Below are 13,509 nucleotides of genomic sequence, written 5' to 3' on the forward strand. Positions count from 1 at the left end.
TGGCGGATCGGAAAAAAATATTTCTGTCGCCTGGGTGCCCGGTTCTTTCGAGTTACCTCTGATTGCTGATCGTCTGGCCAAAAGCGGCCGCTATCAGGCCGTTTGTTGCCTGGGAGCCGTCATTCAGGGAAGTACCATGCACCATGATTATATTAATCATCAGGTTGCCGCTGGCATCATGCGCAGTAGCCAGGAAAGTGGTGTGCCTGTATTATTCGGAGTTCTGACCTGTGAAACGATGGAACAGGCACTGGACCGTGCAGGCGGAAAAGTCGGAAACAAAGGGAGCGAAGCTGCTCTGGCGGCGATTGAAATGATCAACCTGCTGCAGTCAATTGATCAGGATCAAACGTAATTTTGCCTTGCCGGCAACAACCAGAGTACATCGAGGCTCTTGTTTTAATAATTCTCCATTTGTGTTAGTGATGCTCTCATGTCTCTTCGAAAACAGGCCCGACAACTGGTCGTGCAGATGCTTTATCAAATCGATCTGAACCCTGATATTACCGGGGGTGATGTGCGTCGTATGATCGATGAGCATGGTCGCAATAATACTACCCGTACCTTTGCCTGGCAGTTATTTACCGGTGTGATGGAGTTTAAGCCGCAGATTGATGCAGAAATTGTTCGGGTCGCCGAAAACTGGAGCCTGAAACGGATGGCTGTCACGGACCGTAATATCATCAGGCTCGGCGGTTATGAATTACTGCACACCGACACTCCTACGGCTGTCGTGATTGATGAAGCCGTTGAACTGGCCCGAGAATTTGGCAGCGCAAACTCTTCCCAGTTCGTCAATGGAATACTCGACAAACTGGTGCCGCGTGCGGATAACCAGATTACGCCGGCGGAAGCCAAACCGGCGCTTCCGGCAGTAGATCAGCTGGATGAGTCTGCAGAAGATCTGCCTCTGGAGAAGCAGTCTCCCCAGGAGAAGATGCATCCGAAGCCCCCCTCCACACCCTATCGCAAGTTAAATAACCCCTGGGCTACTTAACGCCAAAGCGATGCGGCGTTCGATCATTCCAGCTGAAATTCATATCGATCGCCACCCGGGACAGTCGAGTCAGTAATTCCCGGTCGATATGCGGACAGGGTAAGTGTGGTGCCGCTGTTTGGGTATTGGTACTGTCAAAAACCGGATCATCGCGCCAGTACGAATTATAGACCCGGATGTGGTCATAAAAGAGCCGCTCCGCTTCGGTCGGATCCTTCAGTTCCACACCACCGCCCGCAAATTCTGAGCCGTAAAAATTACACGTCGCTTCAAGTACATCATGCACGAGCCGCGACTGCACCGGATGCAGCGGCGTCAGATGATAGGTTTTCCCATGATGCTTGGGATGCGTCAGAATATATGCCATCACCGCAGAGACCCAATCGACGGGAATCAGATTTTTTGATTCATCGCCGTCCAGAGTGAAGCGGGATTTCGCATACAACCGCCCTGTTTCATCGGGAGTCTGCATTTGAGTCAATGTATAACCTAGCTGCAAAGCAGCATAAAACCCATGAAACGTATTGGTAAATCCGGTTTTGGAGTCGCCAATGATGATCGCAGGTCTAAAGACGGTTAATGAATCAAAATGGTCTGCACTGCGTACCAGCAATTCAGCCTCAAGTTTACTGCGTTCATAATCGTTTCCGGTTTCCTGACCGACGTCGACGTCGGATTCCATAATTCTTCCGGTACGCAGACCACAAACATAAGCGGTCGAGACGTGATTAAAGTTTCTGATGCCCGCGGTCTTGCAAAAATCGAGAACCTTTTTCACCCCCCCTACATTGGATCGCCAGGGCTCGCTTTCCAGGCTGGTACTGTAAAACGACAGACTGGCTGCAGAGTGGATCATGTGGTCCACATTTTTGGTTGCCCAGTCCAGCTGCTCGGGACTCAGCCCCAGATTTTCTTCATTAATGTTTCCCTCAAGCACAACGGGCCGCGGCAATTCACGTCCCATCTGATCATCCCAGAAGCCCATGATCATGTCGATGCGCTGGTCAACCGTCATACGCCGAGTGGGGCGAACCAGAACGGCTAAAGGCACCCCCGCAGATGCTAAGTCCCGAATTAAATATCGTCCCAGTAATCCTGTGGCACCTGTTATCAGATGATATCCCATTTTGATTTCCGCTGTATTTTCAATAAAGTAAAAAGTGAAGCTATCGCGCGTCCCATGTGAGCAGAGCGTCACCATGCGATGATACTCGATCCGAACGGCCTGGAAGACGCTACAATAAACCTGGACACAGGCCAGCTCGCTGCCTGAAAAACTCAACTCAACCAGTCCGAATCAGATTTTTCCTCTGGAGCACAAATCTCATATCAGATGAGGCCTGCGGCAAAACAGAAGTGGGAACCCGACCAGACCGGGGAGGAGTCAATGATAATGAACTGGCTTCATATATCAATCAAGGGGTACTGAAAAGCGGGCACTTTGGCAGAGCAATTGCTGCTGTTCCCGGAACCGGTTCTATGCAACTGCTTTCTCTGATTGATCTTTTGTTCCCCGCCGATTCTGATTGAGGAAATGAGGAGCATGCGGATGCTGCTTCTCAGGCTGATCGTTACTGCTGTTTCGATCAGTATCTTCCTCATCAACCGGTTTCTGAGGACGCAGCGCCAACAGACAGGGGAGTAAAATGAGATCCCCCACCAGGGCAGCTCCCAGCAAAGAGGTCATCATGTAACCAAAACGCGCGGTGGGAACAAAATTACTCAATGTCAGCGCCATCATTCCCGCACCGGTAATCACAGCCGCCGTAAATATCGGCTCTCCTGTCATCAGCAGTGAATCTCGTGACGACTTGGCAGAATTTCGAGTTACTCGATACTGGTCCTGATAACGTACGAGGAAGTGAAATGTTCCATCCACGGCGATGCCCAATGCAATGCTGGCCGTCATCATAATTCCAATATCAATCGGAATCTGACACCAGCCCAAAATGCCGAAGACGATACAAATCGGTGTCAGATTGGGTACCATCGCAATCAGACCGGCTTTGATGGAACGCAGTGAAACAATCATGATGACCGTGATGATCAGAAATGCCATCGAGAAGCTTTCCCAGAAACCGGTGAAAATTTGACTTTGGGCCCGTCTTAACAAGGGAGCCACTCCTGTCAGAATCACGTGGGGATCGTTGATCAGCGCCGTCAGCTGGTCAAACACCAGATCCTGTGGCATATCAGCATCACTGCGAATTCTCGCTGAAACTCTCCACAAACGATCGCCATCAGAGACAAAATCATTCTTGCCATGCGCGGACTGAGCATGTGATAACAGCCGGGCTGTCTCATATGGACTTTCCGGGAACTGCTTCGGGAAAAAACTGGCCAGAGACATGGTGTGTTTCACCGCGGGATGTTGTTTGATCGTCTCTTCCAGCTTGCGAATCCGATCGATTTTTTTGAGGAAGGGAAGTTCTTCGTCACCAAAATCGACTATGGCTTCGACAGAATCCAGTTCGGTCAGGTCGTTCTGAACCGCACGCACGTCCTGAATGACTCTGCCGTCCGAGGGTAGAAAATCGAGGGGGTCGATTTTCGTTTTGAGGCCGAAGAGACCGACGCCGGTAATCATCACGAGGACAATTGTCGCAATCGAGACACGACCGGAATGATCGATCAGCCAGTTAGCGCACCGTCGAAAGTCCCAGCGAAGTTCACCCGCGTGTACCGTTCTCGGATCAATGGGCCAGAGTGTTAACACGGCCGGAGTGAGTCCCAGTCCGGTGATCAGCGACACAAAAGTTCCAATTGACGCTGCATAGCCGAATTGAATGACGGGGCCGATCTGGCTGACTGTCAGGGAAAATAGACCAATCGTCGTGGTCAGTGTTGCCAGAAAACAGGGCTTCCAGGCAATACGCAAAGCGGACGCCAGGGGGTCCGGTTCGTTAATACAACTGGCTACATAATGATGTACGTGAATGGAAATCGCCAGGGTGAAGACCATGACCATCACCGAAAGCGCACCCAGGATGAAGTTCATTTCGCCTCCCCCCAGGTAGATGATTGCCGTTGTCAGATTGATTGCCCAGATCGTCAGACCCAGCGTGGCCAGCGTTTTTTTCCATTCCCGAAAAGAGTAATACAACAATACCAGACTGATCAGTAAGGTGATGATAAAGAATTTTTTGTTGTTTTTTTGACTGCCCAGGCGATCGAGTTCGGCTACTACAACGGGGGCGCCCGCCAGTTGCACTTCTGTTCCTGTCAACTGATTGTACTCGAGTTTCTCGCGAATGCCTTCCACAGTACCGGCACGATTTTTAATTCCCGCATCGGAAAGCAGAACGAGAATACCTGCCACATTCTTCTCAGAATTCATCAGCAGGCCGTTCAACCGTTGATCGATTTCCCCGGGTTCGACTTTGAGTTCGGTTAAGATCTTTTTGAGCCGTTGTGGAGTCCAGCACTGTCTGACCGTAGGTAATGTCTCAATTCGGCTGGCAGTTGCTTCGATCAGCAAGGGCTGATTCAGCCCCTCCTGCACCGCTACCAGGATGACTTCTTCTGCTCCAAATTCTGCCTTGAATCGATCGTACACGATTCGCACATCGGAGTCGTTGGGCAACCAGGTTTCGATGTCGTTGTTGGAAGGAAGCGATTCTGCCAGAAATGTCAGAATTGGAAGCGTGCAAAAGACGCCCCAGATTAGTTGCCTGCTATATTTTTTATAAAAAGAAGAGATCATCATAAGTATTGGTAGATCAATCTGCTTTCTCTTGCTCGAGCCTGCTCAAGTTCTCTCATCAAAGTAATCAATAAAGAGAAGTCAATTCCGAATGATGAAGGGACAGTTCCATCACTCAAAATAACCTTGAACTATTTATTACTGAGACCACCCCGGTTAATACTGAGATCATCCCAATCTCATATCGAACCGGCTCTCCGCGCCGCGTCATGGGGATTTATTAAACAACAAACGTTATAGCAGAATTTGCAGGAGTCTTTGGAATGATTGATACAACACGCGCCATCGAGGGTCGAATAATCGTTACAACTTGTAGTACTACATAAGATTCTGCTGCTTCGTCGGGCGTTATAACTGTTAGTTTTTAACAGGTGCGGGCGGATTGTTTGCATGGTTTTGCACAGACGACATGCGCGGGCGTGAAGAATGCTGCACACTCTGCAATCTGAACGTAAAAACAAAACCTTGATTATTTTTATATCCTATATTTCAGTATCAGATTCGTATGAAAAATCGAATATCGTTCCCGCAAAGACTTCAAGAGCAGGAGTAAATTCAATGGAAGAGACCCCGTGGAGCCGTCCGTCAATGGATGACCTGAAACACGTGCTGGAAAGCTTTGGTAACACCGATGCGGTGAATGTGAGAGATGTGGACCGCCTGGAGCTGTCCGTTCCCGCCGAAGTAAAGACATCGCGCGGTAATACCATTTCAGCAATGACACGGGAAATCAGTCGTCAGGGACTCGGACTGCTGCACAAAGGCATGTTGAATCCCGGTGAAGTCACAGTGAAACTCGCCAGCGAAACGCGGGAGTTTGAATACCGCGTGAAAATCATGTGGTGTACGCCTTGTGATAACGGCATGTTTATCAGCGGTGGCGAATTTATCTCCAAACCGGAAAATTAATCCGCTGCCCCTGTTCGGCAGACTTCGAAATAAGTGCCCTCAGCGACCGTCAATCTTCAGTTAACGAACTCGGAATGATTCCGAGTCCACTGCTTCGTCCACAAAGGAATCAGGTCGAAGGATTACCCCGCTTCAACAGGATGACGATAATCGTCAACAGCAGCAGGATGATCGCCCCGCCGATAATTAACAGGATGGTGGACATCCCCGACCAAGCGCTTTTGAGTTGTGGACGTCTTTTTTCATCCAGATCCCATTCAATTTCATCCAGCGTCAAAGCCGATTCCACAAGCGGCCTGTTTTCATTCGCTCCCACCAGTTTTTGTCCAATGCCGGTCTCGGAATCCCCGTCATTCTGACGGTTTTCCTGTATTTTCGACCGGAATTTGACAGGAGCCGTGGGAATCCCCTGATTCCGTCCGCTCTGATTGAGCACCGTTGTCTGATGATTCTGATGCGGATCAGCCTGGGATGTGAGATCCTGAGGCACAGCAGGGAGATTAGGCAGCATTAACTGCGGCCCTGGTGAGGCTGACTTTTCAGCCTCTTTTACCGATTCCCGCTGAACCGGCTCAGGACCACTTAACCGGATTTTGGCCGGTGGTTCATTCGGAATCTCTTCAAGTTCCAGTTTCAGGGTTCGCTGAGGAACAGAACTCGATTGTCGTGGGTGTGTTTTTTCAGGCACCGGAAATTCGGATGTGTCTTCTGGCTGCTGGTCAAACGAGGGAGTGTCCAGTGAAATTCCGCGCGGGTTTTCCCGCTCCTGCGGGGCAGGCAAATTGCGGCGTGGAATTGTGTTTGTCTGCCCCTCTGTTCCCAGATTGCGGGGAACAATGACCGGCAATTCGTTATTCGTTCCAGATGAGGTTCTGGGCTGGGGACGAATTTCTTTTGATGTTGCAACCGGTCGTCTTTTCAGTGGATGAACGGCTGAAGGTGCAAATTGAAAGTTTTGGACAATCTGACCGCCATTGGTTTGCACATCAGGTTTCGTATGCTCGATAGGTCTGAGTTCCGTATCCTGCAGGGGAGAGACCAAACTTTTAATCTTCTGCAGTAACATCTGCGGAGATTCCTCTTCGGGATTGAACGCAATATGCCCACGATAGCTCGATTCCAGCGCCTGCTCTGCTAAAAATGCGGCGTACTCATAGTTCTTTCGTTCCGCTTCCCGTTTGGCACGCTCCATGACGGAATTGATTTGAAACCGTCGCATTTCCTGATTGACATCGCCAAATGTCGGTTTTTCCTGTTTCAGATCCTGAGGCAGATTTTTTCCCAACTGCGAGGTTTGTGACGGAGCATCCTGCTGCGCGGACTGATCATTATAGCGGCTCACTTCCTCAACTCGGAACAGCTCTGCTGCGGAAGTATCCACTTCAGTTGCAGCTATTTTCCCTTCTGTTGCAAGCAGTTCCTGTGATGCAGAAACCGTATTGGAAACAGGCTCAATCCCGGCAGAAATCCCCTTCGTCGTCGAACCGGATGCCAGTTTGATGCGATCCATGCTCTGATGGTAGGTTGCTACCACATTTGACGGATACTTCTTTGCCGATTCAATCAAAGATTTGGCTCGCCAGTTCTCAGCCCTTTTATCGACAATTTTCCTGGCGCTTTTTTGTATTTGCTCTGCTGAGTTCGCAGGAGCGGGAACGTAGTTTCCTGCGAGCTTGATGCGCACCGGCTCTTCTTCCTCAAAGCCTAGAGCATCAACCCTGGGGGAAGCTCCGCCGACTTTGCGCCTTGCGACCATCTGCTGGGGAGAAATTTTCTTTTTCGACTCAAAATAGTTAAAGCTGGAACTGTGATGCGATTCAATCAGAGGGTTGTCGGCACTTTTGCCGGATTGTGAAATGACTTCCGCGGGTTGCCTCAGACAGCCCACCGTCAAACATGCGAGTATTACTGCCAACGAATAAACCGTTGACCGGTATTGCTTTAATAGACCGATCTTCACAACGACAAATCCTGTTCTCTTCCTGGATCACGGGAAGTAACCTCAATCGGGAGTTGAGGTTTTGAGCAGCACCGATATCAAGCGCGCAACCGCACCCGACGAAATGCCTGTAGACATATATCGACGGGGCGAAATTGATAACATGAGAGGCTATTAGGGATTTTAGCAGTCTTTGAGAAAATTGCTCATTTCCGGTAGAGCTTACGCAACGTATCCATATTAATCCGGTCCAGCGGCACCCCCTCCTCTTCCTCTTTCGGGGTTTCCAGATACATGGGACGGTCCTGAAACGTCGGATCATTCAGCAAATGGCGAAACGGTTCCAGTCCCAGAAATCCCCGCCCAATATTCTCATGACGGTCTTTGCGGCTGCCGAATTCACATTTACTGTCATTCAGATGAAAAGCGCGTATCCGATCATAGCCGATGACTTCGTCCAGTTCTGCCATCGTTGCCGCATATTCCGATTTTTCAATTAGCGGATAACCGGCGGCAAAAATATGGCAGGTATCGACACAAATTCCTAATCGCTGTCCTTCCTGCACCTGCGCCAGCAGATAGGCCAGTTGTTCGAAACGAAACCCGAGATTCGAACCCTGTCCGGCCGTTGTTTCCAGCCAGATTTGTGTGGCAAAGTCTTCGGTCTGCTGATGAATCCGATCAATGGCGGCGACAATCCGGTCCAGCCCTTCCTGCTCGCTGGAGGTTACAAAACTCCCGGGATGCATGACGGCCCCCTCCAGTCCCAATGCTTCTGCCCGCTCCAACTCCACCACGACCGAGTCGATCGATTTGTCCCACAGCTCGTCTTTCGGACTCGCCAGATTGATCAGATAACTCATGTGAGAACAGGGATGAGTGATTCCCGTCGCTTCCAGTCGATCTCGAAACAGGCTGACATCTTTGTCTGTGAGAGGCTTAGCCCGCCATTGATTATTATTCTTGGTGAAGATCTGCACGCAATCCATTTCGAATTGGGCTGCAATATCAACAGCTTTATAGTATCCACCAGCGATCGACTGGTGTGCTCCCAGCAAAGGCATGAATTTCATCCAACAGAGTAATTAAAACATTCAGTATAACGAAAGGGACAGCGTTTGCCACGCAAGCGGAATACCTGCACATGAATGACAAAATGCCTGTTTTCAGAACCATTTATTGATAAAAGCCCCTTTAACCTGGCTTTGATTTTGACTGGGAAACGCGCATTACGAATTTGCAGTGGACTGCAGACCCCTTAACTAGACACGCGTTGCACATCTGATAGAATTGAGTCATTATTTTATGTTCATTTAGTTATTATTTGCGCTGAATAGCTTAGCTCTTACAAACTGATGAGGTACGAACTGATGAGAGGAATGATTTCGAAGGCGAAGCGATCTGGTATCATGCTGGTCATCCTGCTGGGCTTGGGAACAGCAATCGCCGGGGCCGCTGATCAGATCGCTGTCTGGGAAGTTGTCACTACCTATCGTAAGCACCTGGACAACAACGGACGGCTTACACTGATGTCGGATGGCAAGACCGACAAGGGGCTTCCCTGGACATTAACCCGCGAAGGCGTCGACTTTGGCAGGGAGGGTAAAGCAGCGCCTCGAGCAGGTGGGACTTTTTATAAAGGAAACTGGGTCGGTGGCTGGCACCTTAACGGTCGTGTATTAATGAATGGCGTCACACTCAAAACCGAATTAGCCGCGCCCGCTCTGATGCCGAAGACGGCAGGGGAAACACTAATCGGGACCAGACCGACCATTGCCCTGAGTGACTCGATCGTCGACTTGTGGGAGTTAGTGGCTGTCCTACCCGGAACGAGTACGTTCATCCGGCTGACATGTGCCTTTACGCCGGATAATCTTGTGCTGGACGGGGACCGCAAAATCGGGACTTACGAATTTCATGGCTCAACGGTAATCGTGAATTTCATCGACCCGCAATTCGACCGCATCGCATTTCTGGAGAAACCAGACAATGTCCTGTCCGGAAAAGGGAAACCGGTGAACCGGAAGTATTGGAAGCTTCAGTTTACTCGTGTCCAACGACAGGCCATCTATAAGACAAGCGATAATAAGGACTTTATCCTCTACACCAACAATCGCGTCAATTCGCCACGTTACACATCGGACTACTACACGACATTTAATTGGTATTTCTATACTGAAGGCGGCAAGCGGCGACTCGCGTGCCAGAGCGGCGAGGCAACATTGGGCGCTGGCGGACGGGAGCTAACTTGGGGTAATCAAAAAATGGTTCTCATCGCGGGTCTCCCACCACGGTAACGAATCGGAACACCCGGCCAACGAGAATTATTTCGGGTGGAACAAGATTCCCCGCGATCACTTCCGTAAACCGCGTTCCGCTCCCGGTCGGCTGCGTCCCTGCTCTATGATTCCGGCAAGTTGCTTTTTAAGGCTTGCCGTTATCTCAGCCTGCTTCTCAGATACGTCTGTTTTTTCCGCGGGATCATTGGCCAAGTTGAAGAGTTGAAACTGTGGCACTGTGGTATTTTCCAACTGTCTCTCGACAACGATATTTCTAGCCGTCTGTTTGTCGTAACGCTGTAGTTTCCATTCCCCGACGCGCAGTGCGTAAGTCCCGTTGTTGCCATTATTCTGTTGAACGAGATGGTCGCGTCCCTTTGCATTATCTTCACCCAGCAGAGCCCCCAGCACATTAAAACTGTCCAGACAACTCTCTGGCGGCAGAGTCTGTTTCGTGAGCGCAGCCAGGCTGGCGGCAAGATCGATCGTGCAGACCAGTTCGTCACTTTGCCCCGGCTGAATACGGCCTTTCCAGCGCGTGATGAAGGGCGTGCGCGTGCCCCCTTCGTAAACGCTGTATTTACCGCCTGAATACGGGCCGGCGGCGCGGTGTTTCCCGATCTTCTCAATGGCTCCGTCCTTGTAGCCATCGTCAAGTACCGGACCGTTGTCGGAACAGAACACGACGAGCGTGTTTTCGGCGAGTTGCAGTCGATCAAGTGTTTTCATCAATTCGCCGACACACCAGTCAAGCTGCACTATCGAATCGCCGCGAAAACCGAGTGATGTCTTTCCCTGAAACCGTCCGTGCGGCATACGCGGGACATGAATATCGTGCGAGGCAAAGAACAGAAAGAAGGGCTCGGCTTTGTGCTGTTCGATAAACTCGATCGATTTCTCAACCCACTTGTCGGCCAGATCTTCATCGCGAAAACGGGCGGCATGACCGCCGGTGTAAAAGCCGATACGGCTGATGCCGTTGTGAATGGTAGAATTGTGCCCGTGTGACCAGTCCATCTTCAGCGTATCGCGATGCGTTAAGCCCGTCGGATGATCGGGGTTCGGCTTTTTCTCCCCCACCCACAACGGATCGGCGGGATCGAGATTGAGCACACGGTGATTCTGAACATAAACCTGTGGTACGCGATCGTTGGTTGTTGGGAGCAAAAAGCAGGTATCGAAGCCAATTTCGAGCGGGCCCGGTTTCAGTGAACCGTTCCAGTCCGGCCCCCCCTTTCCGCCGAGTCCGAGATGCCATTTGCCGATGACAGCCGTGGCATAACCGCCGCGTTTGAGAATCGAGGCGACCGTTTCGGTGCCCGGTTTGATGATCGCCGGCGCGTTGGGCGGCGCGATCCCGGTCCGTTCGCCGCGAAAAGCGTACGTCCCAGTCAGAAACGAATAACGCGTCGGTGTACAGGTCGAAGCCGAACAGTAACCACTCGTGAATCGCAGCCCCTCTGCAGCAAGCCGGTCGATGTGCGGCGTTTTGAGTTCCGTCGCACCGTAACAGGATACATCGCCGTAACCCAGGTCGTCGGCCATGATGACAATCACGTTCGGCTGTTCTGCCTGCGCATGTCCAGTCGCAAAGAACAGCAAACCGGTCAAAAACAGCAGCAGGAATCGTCGGCGCATGTCAATTCTCTCAGTGTAATGACTTGATCGGATGAAATTAAATGACTGATATCACGGCTCTGCCAAATGTAGTGCAGCGCCATTTCCACATCATATCTTTCGTCCAACATACATGAGTTTGCCGTAGGCCACAAGTTGCTGTTCCGTCTGAAAGTACTTGTGCAGCAGAGACAGAATTTCCTCGGGCCGGCTCAACCATTGTTCGTAGGTGGTAAGTTCCTGCTCGGTCATGATTGCAAATGCGTCTAACTTCGGCCAAAGTTTTCTGAAGAGTTTGATTTCGCTGACCGCATGCACAAAACGCAGAAATGGTGTCCGCCAGGGTTCCACGATAACCACGTGCCCTCCCGGACGCAGCACCCGATGCATTTCACTTAATGTCTGGTCTAAATCCGTGGGTAGAGCCGGTAAGTGATGCAGCCCGCCCTGAACGATTAATACATCCCGGCTGTGATCTTCAAATTTGAGGTCCCGGCAATCAGCGACATACAGTTGTGCCGATCCCCGATATTGTTCGAGCAGATGCGGCGACAGATCGACTCCTTCGATGGAATGAAAACCCATTTTTTCCAGAACATGCAGACCGGTGCCTTGTCCGCAAAATAATTCGACGACATCTTGATGCGGATCCCACTGATCAACGCCGAGTTTCTGAAACCGTTTCAGAAATTTTTTCATTTCCTGTTCGGGCGTCTCGAATCGGCGATACGCGGCTTCCCAGATCTCATCACAGCATTCCATTCCCGGATGCCAATATTTGATCTGCGAGGATGTCTCTTTCAGTTGAGTGTTCATACTGGACCCGAATGGAAATATTTATGAAAAGATTTCAACACGCCGGCCCGGGACCGTGTGAGAGTGAAGTCGTGAGAACATTTTCATTTCATGACGTGCAGCGAAGATTCCACTGCCGGAATCAGTTTTTGATAGTTCTTGTTGAGAACAGCATGCGATTCATTCCGTATCATTTCCGATCTGTAATTTTTGGCGGTAAGCTGTTCAAAACTCCAAATCGCAACCACTTTCATCAGCACGAAAAAAATAAGCATTTGAAAAACGGTAAAGAGCGTAAATGCCCCTGCAATCAAGCGTGACCAGTGCAAAGTAATACTGCCCGTCGTCACAAACTCCACAATACCAGGCCACAGGAATCCGATGCTCAACACGGTGAGGAAACCGGCGATCACAGCCAATGGTTTGCCGGTAAACAGGCTGGCAACCACAGATGACCAGAATCCTACCGATTCATCACGACGTGAACTGAGGAGAGCCATCCGGTTGGCAAGTGCCGAGGCCAGCAGTAATGTAATGCCAAAAGAACCGAGAAACTGGCAAACCACAAACCGGTAGATCATCCATTCTTCCAGTCGATGGTTTTGAAAGTAGAACTCTGCAGGATAAGCCGCCAGTACCAGTATGAATAACATACACAGAGAAAAACCTGTCAGGAAAATCTTTTCCGGCCGATAGCAGAGGACACCTTCACCGATTGCCTTGAGGAAACGGAACCCGTCCCAAAGCGCGCTCAGCTTACTTTCCCCGATGCGTTCTTCGTATTTCATCGGAATTTCAATAATACGCAAATTGTTCATCAACGCCCGCGCGCTCATCGCAGGAGTGAAATGCAGGCCATCGGGAAGCGGATACAGGTGCTTCAACGCCGAACGGCGTACAACCCGCATTCCGCTCGCGGTATCTGTGACGTTTCTGCCGCACAATAATCCCAGCAGGAAGGCGAACATCCGGTTGCCCGCTCTGCGGATTGCCGGCATTTGCGAGTCGGCCCCGAGGCGAGACCCGAGCGTTACATCCGCATTTTCGGCAATCGCGGTCTGGCATAAATTGGTAAAGAATCGAGGATCGCAGGTTCCGTCGGCATCGAGAAACCCGACAAGATCTCCCCGTCCGAGTCTCCAGCCTTCTTTGATGGCAGCCCCATAACCCTGGTTTTCTTCAAACACGACTACCTGTACGTCTTCAAAACTTTGCGCAATTTCCGCCGTCCGGTCGGTGGATCCATCACTGACAACAATGATCTCCACTC

Annotated in this window: 11 protein-coding genes; 4 read left to right on the forward strand and 7 right to left on the reverse strand. The window is 50.6% G+C overall.

All coding sequences use genetic code 11. The features are described from left to right. Both ribH and nusB read left to right on the forward strand, forming a co-directional pair. A partial coding sequence (gene ribH / locus Q0294_RS12795) for a 6,7-dimethyl-8-ribityllumazine synthase (protein ID WP_299465816.1) occupies nt 1–355 on the forward strand: 355 nt, incomplete at its 5' end. 78 nt (nt 356–433) lie between these two features. Beyond that, nucleotides 434–997 (forward strand): transcription antitermination factor NusB, encoded by a 564-nt coding sequence (gene nusB, locus Q0294_RS12800; protein ID WP_299465819.1) that lies wholly within the window; start codon nt 434–436, stop codon nt 995–997. On the opposite strand, the gene Q0294_RS12805 is transcribed toward nusB, so the two are convergent. Both Q0294_RS12805 and Q0294_RS12810 read right to left on the reverse strand, forming a co-directional pair. Then, nucleotides 990–2,123 carry an SDR family oxidoreductase gene (locus Q0294_RS12805; RefSeq protein ID WP_299465823.1) on the reverse strand — a complete coding sequence of 378 codons (1,134 nt, stop codon included), beginning with the start codon at nt 2,121–2,123 and terminating at the stop codon, nt 990–992. The two genes, nusB and Q0294_RS12805, sit on opposite strands and share 8 nt — an antisense overlap. A 351-nt stretch (nt 2,124–2,474) precedes the next feature. Beyond that, the gene (locus tag Q0294_RS12810) at nt 2,475–4,700 is read right to left on the reverse strand and encodes an MMPL family transporter (RefSeq protein WP_299465826.1); all 2,226 of its coding nucleotides are present in this window, start codon (nt 4,698–4,700) and stop codon (nt 2,475–2,477) included. A gap of 558 nt (nt 4,701–5,258) precedes the next feature. Here Q0294_RS12810 and Q0294_RS12815 point away from each other — a divergent pair. Continuing rightward, a complete protein-coding gene (locus Q0294_RS12815) occupies nt 5,259–5,609 on the forward strand; it encodes a PilZ domain-containing protein (protein WP_299465829.1) in 351 nt (116 codons plus the stop codon). Between the two features lie 109 nt (nt 5,610–5,718). On the opposite strand, the gene Q0294_RS12820 is transcribed toward Q0294_RS12815, so the two are convergent. Further along, nucleotides 5,719–7,569: a hypothetical protein gene (locus Q0294_RS12820; RefSeq protein ID WP_299465832.1), complete on the reverse strand. Its 1,851-nt coding sequence runs from the start codon at nt 7,567–7,569 to the stop codon at nt 5,719–5,721. A 185-nt stretch (nt 7,570–7,754) separates the two neighbouring features. Continuing rightward, nucleotides 7,755–8,612 carry a deoxyribonuclease IV gene (locus Q0294_RS12825; protein WP_299465835.1) on the reverse strand — a complete coding sequence of 286 codons (858 nt, stop codon included), beginning with the start codon at nt 8,610–8,612 and terminating at the stop codon, nt 7,755–7,757. 306 nt (nt 8,613–8,918) lie between these two features. Here Q0294_RS12825 and Q0294_RS12830 point away from each other — a divergent pair, with 306 nt between their 5' ends. Continuing rightward, complete coding sequence (locus tag Q0294_RS12830; protein WP_299465837.1) at nt 8,919–9,845, forward strand: hypothetical protein; 927 nt, start codon at nt 8,919–8,921, stop codon at nt 9,843–9,845. A 57-nt stretch (nt 9,846–9,902) separates the two neighbouring features. Here Q0294_RS12830 and Q0294_RS12835 read toward each other — a convergent pair whose 3' ends face one another. The 3 genes from Q0294_RS12835 to Q0294_RS12845 form a co-directional block, all read right to left on the reverse strand. Beyond that, the gene (locus Q0294_RS12835; protein ID WP_299465840.1) at nt 9,903–11,465 is read right to left on the reverse strand and encodes an arylsulfatase; all 1,563 of its coding nucleotides are present in this window, start codon (nt 11,463–11,465) and stop codon (nt 9,903–9,905) included. Between the two features lie 90 nt (nt 11,466–11,555). After that, entirely contained in the window at nt 11,556–12,260 is a 705-nt protein-coding gene (locus Q0294_RS12840; RefSeq protein WP_299465842.1) for a class I SAM-dependent methyltransferase, read from the reverse strand. 83 nt (nt 12,261–12,343) lie between these two features. After that, on the reverse strand, nt 12,344–13,509 hold a 1,166-nt coding region (locus Q0294_RS12845; protein WP_299465845.1), incomplete at its 5' end, for a glycosyltransferase.

The sequence above is a fragment of the uncultured Gimesia sp. genome (genome assembly GCF_937919775.1).
Classification (GTDB): domain Bacteria; phylum Planctomycetota; class Planctomycetia; order Planctomycetales; family Planctomycetaceae; genus Gimesia.

Bases quoted from the DNA above. Each gene is read 5' to 3' on its own strand.
- Q0294_RS12810 (WP_299465826.1), bottom strand. From the start codon at position 4,700: ATGATCTCTTCTTTTTATAAAAAATATAGCAGGCAACTAATCTGGGGC.
- nusB (WP_299465819.1), top strand. From the start codon at position 434: ATGTCTCTTCGAAAACAGGCCCGACAACTGGTCGTGCAGATGCTTTAT.
- Q0294_RS12840 (WP_299465842.1), bottom strand. From the start codon at position 12,260: ATGAACACTCAACTGAAAGAGACATCCTCGCAGATCAAATATTGGCAT.
- Q0294_RS12815 (WP_299465829.1), top strand. From the start codon at position 5,259: ATGGAAGAGACCCCGTGGAGCCGTCCGTCAATGGATGACCTGAAACAC.
- Q0294_RS12825 (WP_299465835.1), bottom strand. From the start codon at position 8,612: ATGCCTTTGCTGGGAGCACACCAGTCGATCGCTGGTGGATACTATAAA.
- Q0294_RS12805 (WP_299465823.1), bottom strand. From the start codon at position 2,123: ATGGGATATCATCTGATAACAGGTGCCACAGGATTACTGGGACGATAT.
- Q0294_RS12830 (WP_299465837.1), top strand. From the start codon at position 8,919: ATGAGAGGAATGATTTCGAAGGCGAAGCGATCTGGTATCATGCTGGTC.
- Q0294_RS12835 (WP_299465840.1), bottom strand. From the start codon at position 11,465: ATGCGCCGACGATTCCTGCTGCTGTTTTTGACCGGTTTGCTGTTCTTT.